We start from the raw sequence: 21655 nt of genomic DNA, 5'->3' as shown, positions 1-21655 counted from the left end.
GAAAATATATTAAGTTTGATCAATGAGAGACCGGTAAAACATTGTATAGTATTTTACACAGGATTATGGACTTGACTTCCTTTCCTGAGAGTATTATCGCTGTTAGTTTAATACATCTAGTTTTTTTTGAAACACTATTTTTCTTATATAAAGAAAATAAAGTTGTCACATAACATTTGTCTGCATTAGAGCACAGTACTTTGGAAATTATCCTATCTAACTAACTTTTCTATAACTTGGAAAGATGATCTAAAGAAATCGTGAAGGAGTTGACTTCTATGATTAGTTTTTGTGCCTCCTGATGATTTTAAGAAAGAGCGGTCATTTTCAGTCCATCTCCTTTTTTTGTACTACTCGTCCAATAAAAAAAGCAATCAACCTCAAAATTTGTTTTCCAAATTTAAAGATTGATTGTTTTTTTATTTAAAGCGATTCATTGACACCTTGGATAAAGTCATTGGTGTCGACTTATCACAAGAAAAATCACGTGACCAAATATTAGTCTAATCCAATTTCTTCTCTTACAACTGCTGCGATTTTATCCACGTAATAATCAACTTTTTCATGTGTTGGTGCTTCAGCCATTACACGTAATAACGGTTCTGTTCCAGAAGGACGAACTAAAATTCTTCCTTCACCACCCATTTCTGCTTCTGCTTCTTCGATGACTGCTTTGATTGCAGGTACTTCCATCGCACCATTTTTATTACTGACACGGATATTTACTAATTTTTGCGGATAGATCGTTACTTCTGCCGCAAGTTCAGATAGTTTTTTACCTGTTTGCTTCATGATATTCAATAATTGGATTCCAGATAACATACCGTCTCCAGTAGTATTGAAATCTAAGAAAATCATGTGCCCAGATTGTTCCCCACCAAAATTGTAGTCATTCTTACGCATTTCTTCTACTACATAGCGATCTCCTACTTGCGTGATCACATCTTTTAAGCCGATACTTTCCACTGCTTTATGGAATCCTAGATTACTCATGACCGTAGTAACGATCGTATCTTTCTTCAAACGATTCTTTTCAGAAAGATATTTCGCACAGATGAACATGATTTTATCGCCATCAACGATATTTCCTAATTCATCAACTGCAATGATACGGTCTCCATCACCATCGAAAGCTAAACCAGCATCTGCACCTTTTTCCACAACCATTTCTGCCAATTTTTCTGGATGTGTCGAACCAACTCCATCATTGATGTTCAATCCATTTGGATTTGTTCCCATCGTATAGAAATCTGTTTCCAAATCTGCAAACAAGCGATTAACAGATGTTGAAGTCGCACCATTTGCAGCATCAACACAAATAGTCAATCCAGAAAGATCTCCATTGATCGTTTGTACTAGGAATTGAGAATATTTCAACAGACCTTCTGGAAATTCTTCTACTGTACCAAGCCCTTCAGCAGAAGGTCGTGGTAATTCGTCTACTTCTGCATCTAATAAAGCCTCAATCTCTAATTCTTGATCATCTACTAATTTAAATCCATCTGCACCGAAAAATTTGATTCCATTATCTTGCGCTGGATTATGAGAAGCAGAAATCATTACTCCGGCACTGGCTTTTTGTAATCTTGTTAAATAAGCGACTCCTGGAGTTGAAATCACGCCAAGTTGGAATACTTCAATACCAACAGATAATAATCCGGATATCAATGCTTCCTCTAACATCTGGCCTGAAATTCTTGTGTCACGTCCGACCAATACACGCGGGCGTTTTCCTTCTGTCTCATGCTGACTCAAGACAAAACCGCCACATCTACCTAATTTAAACGCTAATTCTGGTGTCAGTTCTTTGTTTGCCTCGCCACGGACACCATCCGTTCCAAAATATTTACCCATAATTGTAAATTTGCTCCTTTAACTTAATTTTCCGATGAATTCGTTTGACTCATTTGAGTACTGCTACTTGTTGATTCACTCGAAATGCTACTTTCAGAGTCTTGACTAGACTCCGATTGTTGTGATGAAGACGATGTCGTCGAATTCGTCGTTGAAAAACTTGTATTTGTATTGTTCTCTTTTTCAGCACCTTGACTTCGATTGGTTGAAGAACTGCTATCAGATGAAGCTAAAATCGGTGTGATTTCAACGCTCACTGACTTTGGTGAAATACTTAACCCTCGTTCAAGCGGGATATCGATGTTTCTTGTTGTCCGATGAGTGATACCTGAGACATCGATTGGTACAGGAATACTGTCGCCAATCAATGCAAGCTGTTCATTCGAACCAGTGACCACTGCATCTAGTTCTGAAAATTTAAAATCGTAGCTTTTAACACCTGAACCTGGTGTGCCTTGTTGTATTCCATATAGACGCACCGATTTTTTCGGTTTGATTGCATCTGCGGTCACTTTTACCTGAACAGGATCTGCCACGATACTCAATGCCTCCCCTGCCTGGTTCAACGCTTGAACAGGGACTTCACTATTGATACCTTCATCTTTAATCATGGAAGGATCAACAACAGCTACTACTTGGTGGATCTCAGATAGTGTTTTATCTCCTGTCGTGATCGTCACTTCATCTGGATCAACATTGGTTTTATCCAATTCATAACCAGATGGTGTAGATCCAGAAGGCACAACAGTTTGTACATCAAACGTTTTAGTCACTTTCTTTTCAATTGTAACGGTGATCGTTTCAGGTTGCAACCTCGATGTAACAGCGCTGCTTAGGTTACGTACTTTCAACGATACTTCATGTGTACCTTCCCCAACATTCGTTAGATCAGCAGTAACTCTAAACGTACGTGTGTCTGCATTTGACTCTGCATTCAATTGCACACGGTTAGCACTACTAAGCTTTACAGTAGCTGTATTCTCATAGCCGTGGATATAGTATTTATCCGTATCATATAATAGTTGAATCGGCACATTCGAAACAGTTTGACTATACGACTCGTTTCCAGATAGCGTACTCTGAACTGTCTGTCCGTTGGCATTAAAGTAAAGAACGATACTGAACAGTAATGCAACGAAGCCATACAATAGACTGGTACGTCTCTCCTTTGAGATCATTTCCGATCCCCTCCCTTAGTCATTGCGTCCAAGAAAGATTGAATCCCATTTTTTTTGTTTTTTGGTTTTTCCTCAACAATCAACTGTTTTCGTAATATTGTGAGGTATTCTTCTTGTGATAATCCAGGAATCAATTGATTATCTAATGTGATACTGACGTCTCCTGTTTCTTCAGAGACAACGATTGTTATAGCATCGCTGACCTCACTGATACCGACAGCAGCTCGGTGACGGGTTCCGAATTCTTTCGGAATCAACATACTTTCAGATAAAGGCAGATACGCACTTGCTACTGCGATCTTCCCATTCTTAACAATGACCGCTCCATCATGTAACGGTGTATTCGGGATGAAAATATTGATAAGGAGTTCTCCAGTAATATCTGCATCAAGCGCTATCCCTGTTTCAATATATTCATCTAAACCCGTATGGCGTTCAATTGTGATCAAAGCGCCAATCTTACGTTTAGACATATATTGAATTGCTTTGTCGAAGGATAAAATCATTTTTTCATCTTCTTGCTGCTCGCTTTTTGATTGTTTGAAGAGCGAACTTCGACCGAGATGTTCCAAGCCACGTCGTATTTCTGGCTGGAAAATAACGATTGCCGCGATCACACCATAAGTGATGACTTGATTCATCAACCATGATAGAGTATGCAGACCAATCAACTCAGCCACGATCCGAATGACAATGAAAATAGCCACCCCTTTTAGCAATTGGATTGCTTTCGTCCCTCTTAGTAGTTGGATCAGTTTATAGACCAAATACCATACTACCAAAATATCCAGTATGTTCACCAAAAAATTCAGAGAAAACAAGTCACCGGAAAACATTTGTTGCCAATAATCTAAGTTAAAAAGTTCTCCGATTTGAAATGACATAAAAAGCCTCTCTTCTCTTTTGAGATTTCTTCTTAAGTATATCATATGTTTGTATATCTGAGGCTTTTATGTCTGAATTTTTCCATTTTCACGACAATTTTTTCAAGAAAATTACATAGTTTTATTTTTTCAAAAAGATAAGAGGTCGAAATAAAAGTCGTTTAGATTTGAGAAATTGAAAAGAGGCTGGAACAGAAGTGTTTAACTCCGAGAAATAAGCCGAAATTCACGAAAATTGCTGTTCAAATTTTTGTGAATTTCGGCTTATTTAAGAAGGAGTTGCTTCTGCTCCCACCGTTTATTGTTTTTTAAAGAATGAGACAAAAGTGTTTCTTACTTTTGTCCCACGTTCGTTTTTTTGAAATTTCCGAAAAGCTTGACTTTTGGGCGCCGTTTATTCGGATGAGAGTCTGTAACAAACCTGATTTTTAAATTTGTCCCATATTCTCTAGATCCGAATAATCAGTGGAAACCGAAACCAACTTTTCGAAAATGAAGTTCAGTTATCCTAAATCAAAAAATAACTTTCGTAAATCATTTCTTAGCTCTTAGATCTCCATTCTCCCCATCAAACTTACCATTTATAAAAATATTTAAATCCATTTTTCTGAAACAAGACACTAAAATAGGAAAACACCTATTTTCTACGTGCGGCACGTTCTGCTCTTCTTGCCGCTCTTCTTGCTTCGGCTTCTGGATCACTTTTTTTCTCTCAAAGGCTTTTCGAGCGTTTCCTTTTCTTCAGCAGTTTCTATTTTTGCTTTGATTTTATCCAATTGACCTGTTAATGAAGCATAGTTATAGAAGCGTGTCTTCGCATCGTGAACTGTTTTTTCAAATAATTTTTCTGCTAATTGCGGATGTGCATTTTCCAATGATGAAAAACGTACTTGCTTACGCATAAAATCAGGCATTGTTGAAAAATCAGGTTTTTTGTAATCTAAAGTCATTGGTACTTTGTTCTTTTCGATTAATTCTGGATTGTATCGATATAGTGACCAATATCCAGAAGAAACGGCCTCTTTTGCTTCTTTGATCGATTCTTTCATTCCACCAAATAGACCGTGTGTGATACAAGGTGTGTAGGCGATGATCAATGAAGGCCCAGGAAATTTTTCTGCCTCTTCGAACGCTTTGATTGTTTGCATTTGATTTGCTCCAGAAGCGATTTGGGCAACGTAGACATTGCCATACGTCATCGCCATCATCCCTAAATCCTTTTTCGAAGCATATTTCCCGCTCGCAGCAAATTTTGCGATAGCTGATGCAGGTGTTGCTTTAGACACTTGTCCTCCTGTATTAGAATAAACTTCATTATCCAACACGAGAATATTGACGTCTGCACCACTTGCTAATACATGATCGATCCCGCCGAAACCAATGTCATAGGCCCAACCATCGCCACCAATCATCCATTGGCTATTTTTCACAAAAATGTCTTTTTCTTTTAGAATTGCTCGTAATTCTGGAACGTCCACAACCTCTGATTCGATCGCTGCTTGGAGTTTCGCAGCTCTTTGCTGTGTGCCTTCGCTTTCGAACAAATGATCTAACCAATCCTCCATCAATGCCCGCAACTCTTGTGAAACTTTCGGCAACAATTCGCTCATTGCTTTTGCTAAATCTTCGCGACGCGTTTGAGCCGCTAGCAACATACCATAGCCAAACTCAGCATTGTCTTCTAGTAAAGAATTTGACCATGCGGGGCCTTGACCACATTCATTCGTTGTATATGGAGAAGCTGGTGAAGCTCCGCCCCAGATTGAAGAACACCCTGTTGCATTCGCGATCATCATCCGATCTCCAAACATTTGTGTCAATAATTTGACGTAAGGTGTTTCTCCACAGCCTGAACAAGCTCCTGAAAATTCAAGCAATGGTTTATTGAACTGCGTAGATAATACTGAATTTTTACCCTTTACTGGATTTTCTTTTTGTTTCAAGGTCATAGCAAATGCCCAGTTGACAGCTTGTTCTTTTTGTTCTTCATAAGGTTTCATCACTAATGCTTTTCCTTTTGCTGGACAAGCTTCTACGCATAATCCACAGCCTGTACAGTCTTCTACTGAAACTTGAATACGGTATTTTAGTCCATCTGGCCCTCTCATATCCCGTACGATAAATCCTTCAGGTGCCTCAGTCATTTCCTCATCATCTGCCAAAAATGGGCGAATGGCTGCATGGGGACAAACAAAAGCACATTCATTACACATTGTGCAACGATCACTGATCCACTCAGGCACTTCTAACGCAACACCACGTTTTTCAACTTTCGCCGTCCCTAAAGGCATTTCACCAGTTGTCATCTGGTTTTCGACCAAAGTCCCAACGGATAAACTATTTCCTTCTTGTGCATTGATCGGTTCAAGCACTTCTTGAACATACTGTGATTGATACTGATTTGTTTTCACTGGAATCTCTAACGTTCGCCAGTGTTCAGGCACTTCCACTTTGTGAAGCAATTCCACTGTACGATCGATTGCCTGTACGTTTTTTTCAACGATCTTCATTGATTTATGTCCATAGCTTTTTAGTGCTTCTTCTTTTAAGAGTGGCATCACTTCCTCAAACGGAATGATGTTTGCTAATTTGAAAAAGGCTGTTTCCATCGCCGTGTTGATTCGACGACCTAAACCTACTTCTTGTGCTAGTTGCATCGCATTGATCGTATAAAACTGTATGTCATTTTCTGCCAAATATTTTTTTAAGCGGATAGGCAAATGGTTCTCCAACTGTTTTTCTGTCCATAACGTATTAAGTAAGAACGTCCCGCCTTTTTTCAAACCTTTTACTAAATCATAACTGTGTAGATACGCTGGAGTATGGCACGCAACAAAGTCCGCATGTTCAACCAAATACGTCGAGCGAATAGGTGTGTCACCAAAACGCAAGTGCGAAACAGTTAGCCCACCAGATTTCTTAGAGTCATAGTAAAAGTACCCTTGTGCATATTTATTTGTATGGTCACCAATAATCTTGATTGCAGATTTATTCGCACCTACTGTACCATCTGAACCAAATCCCCAGAATTTTGCCTGATACGTGTTGGGATTCGTTAAATCTAACGTAGGTCTTTTTTCAAGTGATTGATAGGTTACATCATCAACTATCCCGATCGTGAACCGTTTCTTCATATCTCTTTTTTCTTTTTGCAGTTCATCATAAACGCTGATGATCTGATCTGGTGTCACATCTTTTGAGCCCAGACCATAGCGACCACCAATCACTTTAGGTCGGATATCTGCATCATAAAGTGCGCTTTGGACATCTAACAAGAGCGGTTCACCACCAGCGCCTGGTTCCTTGCTTCGATCTAACACAGCGATAGCTTTCGTTAACTCTGGTAATTTTTCCAATAGATTATCAATAGGGAATGGGCGATACAAGTGGATATTCAAAAAGCCGACTTTACGACCATTTTTATTCAAATAATCGACTGTTTGTTCAATCGTCTGTGCTACTGAACCCATCGAAACGATCACTTCTTCTGCCTCAGGATCACCATGGTAAGTCACGAGGTCATATGCTGTTCCACGTAATTCATTGATTTTTTGCATATATTTTTGAACAATACTTGGCAATCGATCATAATAAGCATTGATTGTTTCCCTTTGTTGAAAGTGGATATCTGGATTTTGGTTGGTTCCACTGACCGTTGGATGATTTGGATTCATTCCTCTTTCTCGAAATAAAGCAAGTTTTTCTTGATTGATCAATGGTGCCAATTCTTCATATTCCAATACTTCGATCTTTTGGATCTCATGACTTGTTCGGAAACCATCAAAGAAATTCACAAAGGGCAGTTCCGCCTCAAGAGAAGCGAGGTGAGCTACTGGAGCTAGATCCATTACTTCTTGCACACTACTTTCTGAAAGCATAGCAAAACCTGTTTGACGTGCGGCCATGACATCTCCATGGTCCCCAAAAATATTCAGTGCGTTTGTCGTGACCGCTCGGCTAGCTACATGAAAAACGCTAGGAAGTAACTCACCTGCGATTTTGTACATATTAGGGATCATTAAAAGTAACCCTTGTGAAGCTGTATAGGTAGTTGTTAAAGCACCAGTTTTCAATGAACCATGAACGACACCTGCCGCTCCTGCTTCTGATTGCATCTCTACTACTTTGACCGGCTGCCCAAATATATTTTTCTTCCCACTTGCTGACCATTGATCGACTAGTTCAGCCATTGTGGAGCTAGGTGTAATTGGATAAATGGCTGCTAATTCCGTAAACGCATAAGAGATATATGCGGCAGCGGTATTCCCATCCATTGTTTTCATCTTTCGCATTTTTTCATCATCCTTGTTCAAATTCTCTTAAATATCTGTTCCATTATAACGTAAAAAAATCAGAAAACCTACTTAATTTGCAAATCTGCTCATGAAGTTTCCTTAGATGAATGTGGGGCAAATCTAAAAATCAGTTTTGCTACAGAATCTAATTCTGAATAAATGGCGTCTAAAAGCCAGTTTTTTCGGAAATTTCAAAAAAGAACAAAATACTATTATTTCTTCAAAAAAATGATTACAATAAATGAAAGAGGTGTTGAGAAATGGATATATCTGTGATTAAAGCTGAAAAAACAACTACAGCAAACAGTATCATGTATGGTGAAGATCAAGCACCAAAAAAAATGATCGAATTTATCAATCTAGCTTGTCCATATTGCCGTCAATGGTTCAATGACTCGTTTGACTTGCTTGAAGAAGCAGTAGAAGCGGGGAAAATCCAGCGTGTCATCAAACTTTTTGACAAAGAAAAAGAAAGTTTGCAACGGGGAAACGTCATGCACCATCACGTGACTGCTACTGATGGAAAAAAAGCATTGACTGAAATCAAAAAAATTTTCGATACGCAAGATGAATGGAAAGATTTAGGCTTATCTGAAGTTGCAGATTATGCAAAAAATCAGTTAGGTTTGACGGAACAAAAAGATTTTGATGCATCACAGGCAATCATCAATGAGGCGTCCGAGGCAAATATCCGCTTTGTACCTACGATCATTTTAGGTGAAGCCATTTTTGATGAGTCAATCACCCATGAAAAATTAACAGACTTGATTGAAGCTTCGATTTAATGTGCATAAAAAAACAGTTGGTCGAAAATCCAGGATATTTCTGATTTTCAGATCAACTATTTTTTTATCTTCTTTTAAATTTTTTTGATTGTCTACAATCAAAAATAAGTATAAGCAGCAATTCTTCTTGTAACAAAAGATTATTTTTCTATGCTAAAGGAATGGCCTCTTGAAGCGGAAGCTTCTCTTGCGTCTTTCGTTTCATGTAAGCTTTTATGAACGGCTCCCCATTTCAACTTGTTTAGAGGCTCTTTTTTAACTGTCTGCTTTTTATCCCACTGTTCTCTTTTCTCTTTCACTTCCTGTGCTCTGCTTGCCATCCGACAAATGGTTATTTTACTCACATTAAAACGAGCAGCAGTTAGCTCTAAGCTTTTCGATGTATCTAGATAATTTAAAATTGCTTTTTGTTTTTCTTCTGAATACCATTCTTTTTTAAAGACCACATTTCTTTCACGGCTCATTTTTGCACTTATTTGACGGACTGTATTTTCTGGAATTCCTGTGAGGCTTACGACTTCTTTAATCTTATTCCCCCTATTAAATAACTGTACCGCTCTTTTTTTATTAGCGATTGTTGCTGAGTTGTTTGTTAATCGTTTAATATTAGGGTACCTTGCTAACGATGTATATCCTATAATGTATGTGATCGCTTTTAACGGCAGATTGAATTTTTTTCTTACTGCTTCTCTTGTTATCCCGTTGTTTAAATCTGTTAGAATGGCCTCTTTTCTAATTTTTAGTACAGTTCTACTGTTAATCGAAAATTGCTTTGCAATGGTGTTGATTTCTATTTTATTTTGACACAACTGAATGATACCATTTTTTGTTTTTTCATCCACCTCAAAGTATTTTAGATTCTTTACTTTTGAAGGTGCTTGCCGCTTACTCACGATCTTTGTCGCTATTGCTTTTTTCTCTATGATGCGCTGACTGGTATTTATTTTTTTATGAAGATGTGCATATGTTTTACCTTCTAGAACTTTTTGTGCGATATACTGATTTCTGACTTTTTTGACCTTCTCACAATCAATGAATAATTCCGTTCCAATAACTTCAATTGTTTTTCCTTTTGCAAGCTTCGTAAGGATTGCCAAATTCTGAATCTTCGTGACAGTAGTCGTACTAAGATTTAATTGCTTCGCTACTTTTTTATGTGAGGGACATTTTTTAAGGCCGTTCGAACCTGTTGATGTTGCTCATTTAATTCCTTTAGATAAGTTGGCTCAAACATTTTTTGCTCATGAACTGTCAATGGCTGTTCTTCACCGATTTTTTTGACCAAATGTTCAATTTGGATCGTCCAAATCTCTTCTAGACTCAATCTGAAGTCAAAGGCAACTTCTTCAAGCGTTCGTCCCGTGGAAATTTGCATGAGCATAGCTGTATGCCAAATCTCCTTTACCACTTTTTCAGCTATACCAAACTTCTTCCCCAACGATCGAAGGGACTCTCCTTCTTCGATTTTATTGACTAGATATGTATTGCGATACTGGATAATCTCTTCTAGGCCAATAGGTATTTTTTCTGCAAGATTATTTGGTGATACTCCTCGTTGTAATTGTTGTATCACATAATCGTTTAGGATCTTGACGATTTCTGTCGGAATTTTATTTAAATTCTCGGCGATCATTTCCATCGTTTTTTTTACTTTCAATTGCTCACAGATGTGGTCAACTAATAGTTGTTTGGTTTTTTCACTTGACATTAGATGCATTTTTTTTGAAATTACAGTGATACTTGTTCCTTGTGCAATTTGGTCAATTACTTGTTGCTTGGTCCTTTCATCATCATCTTTCATTTTTTTCTTACCAGATTCTGTTTTTTCATCCATTGTCTGCCCCACCTTCTTCATCTTCTAACAAATGTTTCTATGTACTAAGCTTACTAAAAATTCTCAAAAAGTAAGAAACTGTTTTTCCTTAAACCAAAAAAAAGAGGCCGGGCATCCGATTGTCCTGACTCTCTAAAAAATTGTATAAGAAAAATTCAAAAGCTGTCTTATTTTCGATATCCACACACAGATGCAAATAGGGCAATTTCGAGTTTATTTGTCGTAAAAAAGGGAAAAGTCTGATAATCAACTTGCTTCTTCTTTCAATTTTTCCGCAAATTCATTGATTTTACGAATCCGATGGTTGATTCCCGATTTAGAGATTGCTCCTGACGGGATCATTTCTCCTAGTTCTTTCAAACTAACTTCTGGATGTTGTAATCTTAATTCGGCTATTTCTTGCAATTTTTCTGGTAATGCATGTAACCCCACTCTAGCTTCGATCAACTCGATGTTTTCAATTTGTTTTGACGCTGCATCAATTGTTTTATTAAGGTTAGCAGTTTCACAATTTACAAGCCGATTGACAGAATTTCTCATATCCCGAACGATACGTACATCTTCAAATCGCAACATCGAATTCGTTGCACCGATCAACGTCAAAAAGTCTGCGATTTTTTCTGCACCTTTTAAATAAGAAATATAGCCGTTACGTCTTTCCAATGTCCGAGCATGGAGACCGTAGTAATTCAGCATATCGCAAATGTCCTGATTGTGTTGTTCATAAATTGAAAAGATTTCTAAATGATAACGACTAGTTTCTGGATTATTGACAGAGCCAGAAGCCATAAATGCACCACGTAAATAGGAACGCATCTTTTGAGAATTCCCCATGATTTCATCCGAGACATGCCCATTAAACATCATGCCATCCATAATATCTAAATCCATCAATACGTTTTTTGTACCTTGCTTCAATCGCACGATATATACATTATTCTTTTTTAATTTCATTTTTTTCCGAACAAGTAATTCACTTCGAACATTATAATGATCTTTCAAAAGAGAATAGATACGTCTAGCGATGGCCGCATTTTCTGTCTGGACGTTCAAAACAAATTGTTGGTTCACGATGCCTAAAGAACCATTCATCCTTAGCAAGGCTGCTAATTCTGCTTTCGCATGTTCCCTGTGAACCTCTAACCCAGTCAGTTCTTTTTTCACATCTGCCGCAAAAGACATTCTATTCCCTCCTTTCTCTTTTCACTCATTTATCTTAAAAATTTACAGTTTTGATCCAAATACTAAGCGGAAAAGTTCTTCCACTACTTTTTCACCATCATGGAACACTCCGCCATTTTTCAATTCTAAGAAGTCCGTAGAAACGACACGGCACCCTTCATTTCTAAGTCCATTAAAATCATGTGCAACTTGCACGAGATATTCATCATAGATTTCCGGGTCCATATATCCTTCAGGAACTTTTTCCGTATTTACCAAGACCGTGTCGATAAACGGTTGCTTCAAATGCTCATGAAGCACACGGATATGATCCGCATCGCTAAAGTGTTCGGTTTCTCCTTTTTGGGTCATGATGTTACAGATATAAACAACTTCAGCCTCAGTCTGCACGATTGCCTCACCAATTTCAGGGATGACTAGATTTGGCAGAATGCTAGTGAATAAACTACCTGGACCTAAGACGACCATATCTGCTTCCATGATCGCGGAAACTACTTTTCGAGCAGCCTTTGCTTCTTTATCATCTGTTGTATTTCGTACATAAACATGATCGATCGTTTTCCGATCGATGGCGATCTTTGATTCTCCGATTGCCGTTGTTCCATCTTTGAAAACAGCATGTAATGTCAGTGGTGTTTCAGAAGAAGGATAGATGTGACCATCAACATGCATCATTCTAGCTAATAGTTGAATTGCCTCATATGTACTTCCTCTCATTTCAGCCACTGCTGCAATAATCAGGTTTCCAATTGTATGGTTTGCTAAAAACTGATCTTCTTTTTTAAAACGATACTGAAAAATATCCTCATAAAATTGGGGCATGTCAGATAGAGAAACCAAGACATTTCTCAAATCGCCTGGCGGAGCCATTGCAATTGATTCTCTGATTTCACCACTACTCCCGCCATCATCCGCCACAGTTACAATTGCGGTAATATCCGCACCTTGATTGCGCAAACTTTTCAATATGACAGGTAATCCTGTTCCACCGCCAACAACAACGATTTTAGGCTTGCGGATGCGATATGTCTTCATTTTCACGACCGATTCACCGTCTCTTTCCGCTTATCCTTATCACGATGAGTTACATTCACTTTGTAAGTTTGACCTAGTGCTTTTGCTAGACGTTCTGTCAAGGCCACAGATCGATGCTGACCACCGGTACATCCGATTGCAACAGTAAGACTGCTTTTTCCTTCTTTGATGTATCCTGGCAATACAGTCTCTAGCAGATCTAAGAATTTACTATAGAACGACTGTGTTTCATCAAATGACATCACATAGTCATAGACAGGTTTGTCTTTTCCTGTTAACGGTCTTAACTCTGGGATATAATGAGGGTTTGGTAAGAAACGAACATCCATAACAATATCTGAATCGATTGGCAATCCATATTTGAAGCCAAAAGAAACAAATTCGATGCGAAATCCTTGATCTCCCTTTGATTTGAAAGAATGATTGATTTGTTCACGAAGTTGGCGAGGAGTCAGCGTCGTCGTGTCAATGACTAACGATGCCTGTGTCTTCAAATCATTTAATATCGCACGCTCTTTGCGGATACCTTCTGTCACTAAACCATCCATAGCCATTGGGTGGGTCCTTCTTGTTTCTTTGTAGCGGGCAACTAGTTCCTCATCTGAAGCATCTAAAAATAAAATCGATGTATCGATAAAATTAGTATTTTCAATTTCAACTAACATATTTTGGATTTCTTCAAAAAACGAGCGCGAGCGCAAATCGACGCCCAGTGCCATTTTTGTCACTTTTCCTGATTCTTTGATCAATTCCCAAAATTTCGGGATCAGTCTTGGTGGCATGTTATCGATACAAAAATACCCCATATCTTCAAAACTTTGGATTGCTACCGTCTTACCTGCTCCACTCATTCCCGTAATAATCACTAATTGTAAATTATCAGCCATCCTGTAACGGCCTCCTCTCGTACATTATCTTTAAAATTATATCACTCCAGGCGTATCATTTCCACTTAAATCCATTTTTTATTAAAGATGAACCAATCCCTAAAGCAATCATTGTGATTTTCTAAATCTACTGGAGGCTGGGACAGAAATGTTTAACTCCGAGAAATAAGAAAAAATTAACGAAAATTGCTTTTCAATTTTTTGTGAATTTCGACTTATTTAAGAAGGATTCGCTTCTGCGCCCACCGTTTATTCATTTTTAAAGAATGAGACAAAAGTGTTTCTTACTTTTGTCCCACGCTCACTTATTTTTCTCAAAAAATAAGCCAGATCATTCGAAAATAAGATTGAGTATTTTCGAAATCATCTAGCTTATCCTTTTGAATAATCATACGTATGCTATTCCATCTACCTGTCTTTTGTAGTAGATCAAACAGATTCAGGTAACTTTTTTCGATTTTCTAATGCAAGTTCAATCGTCCGATCTGCAATCAACGATTGCGCATCAATCACTGGATAAGGATTATTTGATGCGAATTCTTCCATTAAAGATAACTCTGTGCAGCCTAAAATAACTTTTTCGCAATTCAATCGTCCCACTGCTTCATCTAAAATCTCAAAATATAAGTCTTTGTTCAACCGATCAGACTCTTTGATTTCATGATAAATCAAATAATTGATTTTTTCTTGAAGCAATTGATCAGGAATAACGACTTCAAACCCTAAATTTCTTACTTCAGCTTCATAAATACCAGCCTTCATACTGCCTTCAGTTCCTAAAATAGCTACTTTTCCAGATGTCTGTTGCCGAACAAGTTCATTGGCAGCTTCTCTTGGCATATGCAGGATTGGGATCGGTGTCGCGGCTTGTAATTCATCAAAAAAGTAATGTGCCGTATTACATGTTAAAACAATAAAATTTGGTTCTAACAAATTTTGCTTTTTGATATCATCCAGCAAATAAGGCATTGGATCTTCCTTTTTATCGTCTAAGATGAACGCTGTACGATCGGGCACTGTTGCATGATTGAACAGAACATAGTTCAAATAGTCCTGATCTTTTGTCGCCTTTATTCGATGATTGATCAAGCGGATAAAGCTCTCCGTTGCCATCGTACCCATTCCACCTAAAATACTGAAAAAGTTTTCCATGAATTAGCCTTCTTTCACATGAAAGTATTTTTTGAATCGAGGAATGTAGTTTCTGAACATATATTTCATCAACAACCAACGTTTAAAAGATCGATCTTTCTCATAAAAAACAGTTGTTCCATAACGATTTTCTTTAATCATTTGTGTGGCGATCTTTTTGTCTTCGTTTTCTTTCGCATACTCTAAAAAGATTTTTTTAGGTACGCCCATCCACAATTTTGCTTTGTCAGATTGATTCGTACCATACGTTGTTTCGGTAAAAGGTTCTCCGAATACGCGGTCTTCTGTTACAAATTTTGCTAGATTCAATCCATTTAAAGTAACAAAGAAACTACTTCTTCCTTGGCGAAGATTGATTTCAAACAATTTGTATTCTCCATCTCTTGAATCATATTTCATATCAAAATTCGCAAAACCTGTATACTTGATTTCTTCTAAGAAACGTTTGATCGTTTGATAGATTTTTTCATTGTAATCAGGCATGATCACCACATAGTTTCCAATAGAAGCTGGTGTAGGATCTTCCAATAACGGATGACCTAAACACATCATACGTACTTGGTGATTTTCGTCTACATATGCATTCAAAACACGCATGTTGCTATCATCGCCAGGAATGAAATCTTGTACGATCATTTCACTCGTATAACCCGCTTCATAGATACGTCCTAAAATCAAATCAAACTCTTCACGGTCGTTGATAATAAATGCTTTTTTACGACCTTCAAAACGAACTGATAAATATTCTACACTGTTTGCAGGTTTTAATGCGACAGGAAATTCAAATGGAATTTCTTGTTCTAACCGGCCACTTGCTAACATCTCTTTTCTTACGATTAATGTTTTTGGGTAAGGTAGTTTATACTCCTCACATACTTCATAAAAACTTACTTTGTTGATCAAACGTTCAAATAACAAGTAATCAATGTAAGGACAGATAAAGTATTCTGAAAGTTCTTCTTTGTGTTGAGAAATCAATTCAGCATATCCATCTCCACAAGCAATCAAAAGATATTTCTTGGTATCATCTGAATACTTTTCTTTTGCCAATCGCACGATTGTTTCGATAAACACTGGATCTTTGTCAAATCCTGCAATCACCTCTACATTGACGATCTTGCTGTACCGAGTGGGTGCCAATTGATTTGAGGCATACGCCTGACAAACTTTTCCATACGCTTCATGAAAGGAACGTGCCATGCCATAAACATTCATATCACTGCCTAATAAAATAGGGATAAATTCTTCTTTTTCAATACTCTTCATTTTTATCTCTCACTTACTCATAATCTCTAGTTTTCTTTTCTAACTACACAAGGAATATCATACCATAAAGAAAAAAGCAATCAAAGGAAACTCCTCCGATTGCTCAATTCTTTTTTGAACGGATTGAACTTATAGGAAGTTTTTATCTATACTAATCAGTGTAGAAAGAACTACCATGTAACGTATTCTAGAATATAGCCGTTAATAACACAAGAGTTAATCCGCTCTTTTAATTCTTTTTTAACTATCATATAACATTTCTTTTTTTTGTTCTTTAATCCATTACTTTTTTTAGGTAGCGACCTGTATAACTTTCTTTGACTTTTATCAATTCCTCAGGCGTACCAGTAGCTAAAATCGTGCCACCGCCTTCTCCACCTTCTGGTCCTAGATCAATGATGTGATCTGCTGTTTTGATGACATCGAGATTGTGTTCGATGACAAGCACTGTATTTCCCGCATCGACTAAACGTTGCAGTACATCGAGTAACCGTGCAATATCATCTGTGTGCAGTCCTGTTGTAGGTTCATCTAAGATATAAAAGTTTTTGCCATTAGAAATCTTGTGCAGCTCACTTGCCAACTTCATCCGTTGTGCTTCCCCACCGGATAGCGTTGTCGCAGGTTGCCCCATCGTCACGTAACCTAAACCAACATCTACGATAGTTTGTAGTTTACGACGTATCTTAGGGATTGGTTCGAAAAATTCTACAGCATCTTCTACTGTCATCTCTAAGATATCTGCAATACTTTTCCCTTTATAATGGACTTCCAGTGTTTCAGAGTTGTATCGTTTTCCATGACATACCTCACAAGGGACATATACATCTGGTAAGAAATGCATTTCGATCTTGATGATCCCATCTCCACGACAAGCCTCACAACGTCCACCTTTGACGTTAAAACTAAAACGCCCTTTTTTGTATCCGCGCATTTTTGCTTCATTGGTTTTAGCAAATAGATCTCTGATATCATCGAAGACACTTGTATACGTTGCTGGATTACTTCGTGGCGTTCTACCAATTGGACTTTGATCGATATCGATGATTTTTTCAATGCTATCATATCCTGTGATCGTCTTGAACTTCCCAGGTTTTGCAGAGTTACGATTGATTTTTTGTGCAAGTGCTCGTTTCAAGATACTGTTCACTAACGTACTTTTTCCTGAACCAGATACTCCTGTAACGGCAACAAATTCGCCTAAAGGAAATTCAACTGAGACATTTTTCAAATTATTTTCCGTTGCCCCAGTGATTTTTATCGCCTTGCCATTTCCTTTACGTCGCGTTTTTGGAACCGAGATTCGTTTTTTACCTGATAGATATTGTCCTGTTAATGAATGTTCATCCGCAGCTACTTCTGCTGGCGTACCAGCCGCTACGATCTCGCCACCTTGATGCCCTGCACCAGGCCCTACATCAATCAAATAATCAGCAGCGCGCATCGTATCTTCATCATGTTCGACTACAACTAATGTATTTCCCAAATCACGCATTTTTTTCAAAGAACCGATCAAACGATCATTGTCCCGTTGATGGAGACCAATCGACGGTTCATCTAAGATATATAACACACCGGAAAGATTTGACCCGATTTGAGTAGCTAGACGAATGCGTTGTGCTTCGCCTCCTGATAACGTACCAGAAGCACGGCTCAACGTTAAATAATCCAAGCCAACATTTTCTAGAAATGACAAACGGTCATTGACTTCTTTCAATATTGGGCGAGCAATGATCTTTTCCTGTTCTGAAAGTGTTAAAGTAGAAAAGAAGTTCACTGCTTTTTGAATAGACAATTCATTTGTTTGTCCAATATTCGTTCCATTGATCTGTACAGACAAAGCTTGCGGATTCAAGCGATATCCTTTACACATTTGACATGTAAGTTCTGTCATATATTGTCTCATTTGTTCTCTTGTAAAATCACTATTCGTGTCATGGTATCTTCTTTTGATGTTTTTCAAAACGCCTTCAAAGGTCGTTTCAACATCTCGAACACCGCCAAAGTCGTTTTCGTAATGGAAGTGAAAGATCTCATCTGTACCATTCAAAATGATTTCTTGATGCTCTGTTGGCAACTCTTCGAATGGCGTATCCATATCAATGCCATAACTCTCACACGCTTGCGCCAACATTTGCGGATAATATTGTGAACTGATTGGGTTCCAAGGGATAATCGCTCCTTGGCTTAGTGTTTTCGTCCGATCTGGGATCACGAGATCTTGGTCCACTTCCAGTTTGACTCCTAACCCATCACAGTCAGGACACGCTCCAAATGGTGCATTGAAGGAAAACAATCTTGGCTCCAATTCTCCCACCGTAAATCCACAATAAGGACATGAATAATGCTCGCTGAACAGCATTTCATCTTCACCGATCACATCAACTAGAACATACCCTTCTGCTAAACGTAATGCTGCTTCGATCGAGTCAAATAATCTCGAGCGAATGCCCTCTTTGATGACGATGCGATCGATAACGATAGCAATATCGTGTTTTTTATTTTTTTCAAGTTCTGGCACTTCGCTTAGATCATAAATCTCACCATCTACACGCACCCGAACGTACCCTTCTTTTTGGATACGTTCAAACACTTTTTTATGTTGTCCTTTTTTCTTCACAATGATCGGCGCCAAAACCTGGATCTTTGTTCGTTCTGGCAATTCCAATACTTGATCCGCCATTTGGTCCACTGATTGACTCGTGATTTCGATATGATCATTCGGACAGATTGGATGACCGACACGAGCAAAAAGTAGGCGCAGATAGTCATTGATTTCTGTCACTGTTCCTACAGTTGATCGTGGATTTTTACTTGTCGTTTTTTGATCGATCGAAATTGCTGGACTCAGACCATCGATACTGTCGACATCTGGTTTATCCATCTGACCTAAAAACTGCCGTGCATAAGCAGAAAGACTTTCAACATACCTTCTTTGTCCTTCTGCATATAGTGTGTCGAAAGCTAGAGAACTTTTCCCTGAACCCGATAGTCCAGTCACCACCACGAACTTGTCTCTAGGGATCGTTACGTTCACATTTTTTAAATTGTGTGCTCTTGCACCATGAATAATAATTTTATCGTTAGCCATGTCATCCTCCTACTCTGAAGCTTTTAACTCAAGAATCATATCCCGTACATTGGCGGCGGTCTCGAAATCTAAAGCTTTGGCAGCATCTTTCATTTCTTTTTCTAATTTCATTAATAATGTAGCTTTTTCCTCTCGGGACATTTCTTCGTAGGATACTTGAACTGTTTCTTTCGCATCACCTTCAGATTCTTTCGTGATGGAAATCAAATCACGAATTTCTTTGATGATCGTCTTAGGCACGATACCATGTTCTTTGTTGTAAGCCTCTTGGACCGTACGACGTCGTGCAGTTTCATCCATCGCTAACCGCATAGAGTCAGTTACTCTGTCTGCGTACATGATTACTTTACCTTCTGAGTTTCTTGCAGCACGCCCAATAGTTTGGACCAATGATCGCTCACTACGCAAGAATCCTTCTTTATCCGCATCCAAAATAGCCACTAGAGACACTTCAGGCACATCAAGTCCTTCACGAAGTAAATTGATTCCGACTAAAACATCAAATTCTCCTAGACGCAAGTCACGAATGATTTCTGTCCGTTCAAGTGTTTTGATATCACTATGAAGATATTTGACTTTGATTCCCAATTCTTTGAAATAATCCGTTAGATCCTCTGACATTTTTTTCGTTAACGTTGTCACAAAGACCCGCTGATCTTTTTCCACTCTTTCATTGATTTCTCCGACAAGATCATCGATTTGTCCCATGATCGGCCGTACTTCAATGATTGGGTCAAGCAAGCCAGTTGGGCGAATAATCTGTTGAATCACCGTATCAGTCTGTTCATACTCATATGGTCCCGGTGTAGCAGAAACATAAACGATCTGATTTACATGTTTTTCAAACTCTTCTAGTCGTAAAGGTCGATTGTCCAGCGCAGATGGTAAACGGAACCCATAATCTACCAGCATTTGTTTTCTGGCACGGTCGCCATTATACATTCCTCGGATTTGTGGCATCGTAACATGTGATTCATCCACTACGATCAACGAATCTTCCGGGAAAAAGTCAAGTAGCGTATAAGGCGGTTCTCCTTCTTTACGTCCGTCCATATGTCGCGAATAATTCTCGATTCCTGAGGTATACCCCATCTCCAACATCATTTCAATATCGTAATTTGTTCGCTGTTCCAATCGCTGTGCTTCAAGCAATTTGTTTTCATTACGCAGAACGGCTAGTCGTTGCTCAAGTTCAGCCTTTATATTCGCCACTGCATGTTCCATATGTTCATCATTCGTTACAAAGTGAGTGGCTGGGAAGATAGCAACATGTTCCGTCTCACCAAGTACTTCTCCTGTTAAGGCATTGACTTCTCTGATCCTCTCAACTTCATCACCAAAAAATTCTACTCGCAACGCCCGCTCATCACGGGAAGCTGGGAAAATTTCCACGACGTCACCGCGCACTCGAAAACGACCGCGCTGAAAATCAATATCATTTCGTTCAAATTGTATGCCTACCAAACTCCGAATCAATTGATTACGATCTATTTCTGCGCCTTGTCTGATCGATACCACTTGTTTTTGGTATTCAAAGGGTGACCCCAGTCCAAAAATACAAGAAACGGAGGCAATCACGATCACGTCGTTTCTTTCTAATAAAGAACTCGTCGCTGAATGTCGTAATTTATCGATCTCGTCGTTTACACTTGAATCTTTTTCAATATACGTATCGCTTGATGGCACATAAGCTTCTGGTTGATAATAATCATAATAAGAAACAAAGTATTCCACCGCATTATTCGGAAAAAACTCCTTAAACTCTCCATACAATTGACCAGCTAATGTCTTGTTATGGGCAATGATCAAGGTTGGCTTATTTACTTTCTCGATCAAATTCGAAATCGTATAAGTTTTCCCTGTTCCTGTTGCGCCTAATAGTATCTGTGCTTTTTTACCCTTTATCACGCCATCAACTAACTGAGTGATTGCTTCTGGCTGATCCCCAGCTGGCTGATATTTCGACACTAGTTCAAAGTGGCGGGAGGTATCTCTTTCTATCATTTTTCATCCTCCTTTTCATTCTCTCCCTTTCATTTTACGACCCACAAAAAGAAAAGGAAAGCAAAGGCATTCCCTGTCTAGAAATTATACCACACCGAACATACTTTCGCTACTTAAATGTGTCAGGAAAGAATGTCAGCTTTTTTCATCGCGAATGTCATATTTCCTAACACGAGATGTCAGAGAAAGAGATTTTTTTCATTTTTTT

13 protein-coding genes and 1 pseudogene are annotated in these 21655 nt (G+C 38.4%); 1 reads left to right on the top strand and 13 read right to left on the bottom strand.

Going from position 1 to position 21655, the window contains the following annotated elements:
• Window positions 1-498: 498 nt before the first annotated feature.
• The 4 genes and pseudogenes from glmM to nifJ all read right to left on the bottom strand — a co-directional run bounded on the left by glmM (window position 499) and on the right by nifJ (window position 8208).
• Window positions 499-1854 carry a phosphoglucosamine mutase gene (gene glmM, locus DVW83_RS11760; RefSeq protein WP_104661690.1) on the bottom strand — a complete coding sequence of 452 codons (1356 nt, stop codon included), beginning with the start codon at window positions 1852-1854 and terminating at the stop codon, window positions 499-501.
• 23 nt (window positions 1855-1877) lie between these two features.
• The gene (locus DVW83_RS11755) at window positions 1878-3032 is read right to left on the bottom strand and encodes a CdaR family protein (RefSeq protein WP_137239416.1); all 1155 of its coding nucleotides are present in this window, start codon (window positions 3030-3032) and stop codon (window positions 1878-1880) included.
• Window positions 3029-3916 carry a diadenylate cyclase CdaA gene (gene cdaA / locus DVW83_RS11750; protein ID WP_005880019.1) on the bottom strand — a complete coding sequence of 296 codons (888 nt, stop codon included), beginning with the start codon at window positions 3914-3916 and terminating at the stop codon, window positions 3029-3031. The genes DVW83_RS11755 and cdaA overlap by 4 nt, the downstream gene beginning before the upstream one ends.
• Window positions 3917-4553: 637 nt before the next feature.
• Window positions 4554-8208, bottom strand: a pseudogene (nifJ, locus tag DVW83_RS11745) (pyruvate:ferredoxin (flavodoxin) oxidoreductase).
• A 263-nt stretch (window positions 8209-8471) separates the two neighbouring features.
• On the opposite strand from nifJ, the gene DVW83_RS11740 reads away from it, so the two are divergent.
• Entirely contained in the window at window positions 8472-8996 is a 525-nt protein-coding gene (locus tag DVW83_RS11740) for a thioredoxin domain-containing protein (RefSeq protein ID WP_104661889.1), read from the top strand.
• 140 nt (window positions 8997-9136) lie between these two features.
• Here DVW83_RS11740 and DVW83_RS15650 read toward each other — a convergent pair whose 3' ends face one another.
• From DVW83_RS15650 to uvrB, 9 genes are all read right to left on the bottom strand, one after another.
• A complete protein-coding gene (locus DVW83_RS15650; protein ID WP_224784429.1) occupies window positions 9137-10093 on the bottom strand; it encodes a hypothetical protein in 957 nt (318 codons plus the stop codon).
• Between the two features lie 47 nt (window positions 10094-10140).
• The gene (locus DVW83_RS15645; protein ID WP_224784430.1) at window positions 10141-10830 is read right to left on the bottom strand and encodes a hypothetical protein; all 690 of its coding nucleotides are present in this window, start codon (window positions 10828-10830) and stop codon (window positions 10141-10143) included.
• A gap of 246 nt (window positions 10831-11076) precedes the next feature.
• Window positions 11077-12012 carry a DNA-binding protein WhiA gene (gene whiA, locus DVW83_RS11730; protein ID WP_104661890.1) on the bottom strand — a complete coding sequence of 312 codons (936 nt, stop codon included), beginning with the start codon at window positions 12010-12012 and terminating at the stop codon, window positions 11077-11079.
• Between the two features lie 42 nt (window positions 12013-12054).
• Window positions 12055-13053, bottom strand: a complete 999-nt coding sequence (locus DVW83_RS11725) for a gluconeogenesis factor YvcK family protein (protein WP_081135531.1) — start codon at window positions 13051-13053, stop codon at window positions 12055-12057.
• Window positions 13050-13934: an RNase adapter RapZ gene (gene rapZ, locus DVW83_RS11720; protein ID WP_104661891.1), complete on the bottom strand. Its 885-nt coding sequence runs from the start codon at window positions 13932-13934 to the stop codon at window positions 13050-13052. Before rapZ ends, DVW83_RS11725 begins: the two co-directional genes overlap by 4 nt.
• A 429-nt stretch (window positions 13935-14363) precedes the next feature.
• On the bottom strand, window positions 14364-15086 hold the full coding sequence (locus DVW83_RS11715) for an amino acid racemase (RefSeq protein ID WP_104662102.1): 723 nt from the start codon (window positions 15084-15086) through the stop codon (window positions 14364-14366).
• A gap of 3 nt (window positions 15087-15089) precedes the next feature.
• Window positions 15090-16352 carry a D-aspartate ligase gene (locus DVW83_RS11710; protein ID WP_104662103.1) on the bottom strand — a complete coding sequence of 421 codons (1263 nt, stop codon included), beginning with the start codon at window positions 16350-16352 and terminating at the stop codon, window positions 15090-15092.
• Window positions 16353-16626: 274 nt separating this feature from the next.
• Window positions 16627-19443, bottom strand: a complete 2817-nt coding sequence (uvrA, locus tag DVW83_RS11705; protein WP_104662104.1) for an excinuclease ABC subunit UvrA — start codon at window positions 19441-19443, stop codon at window positions 16627-16629.
• A 9-nt stretch (window positions 19444-19452) separates the two neighbouring features.
• The gene (gene uvrB, locus DVW83_RS11700) at window positions 19453-21447 is read right to left on the bottom strand and encodes an excinuclease ABC subunit UvrB (RefSeq protein ID WP_104662105.1); all 1995 of its coding nucleotides are present in this window, start codon (window positions 21445-21447) and stop codon (window positions 19453-19455) included.
• Window positions 21448-21655 lie beyond the last annotated feature (208 nt).

It is taken from the genome of Enterococcus sp. VV15 (assembly GCF_005236045.1).
GTDB lineage: Bacteria > Bacillota > Bacilli > Lactobacillales > Enterococcaceae > Enterococcus_B > Enterococcus_B durans.
The sequence above is the reverse complement of the archived record's forward strand: the minus strand, read 5'-3'. Positions and strand labels throughout refer to the sequence as shown.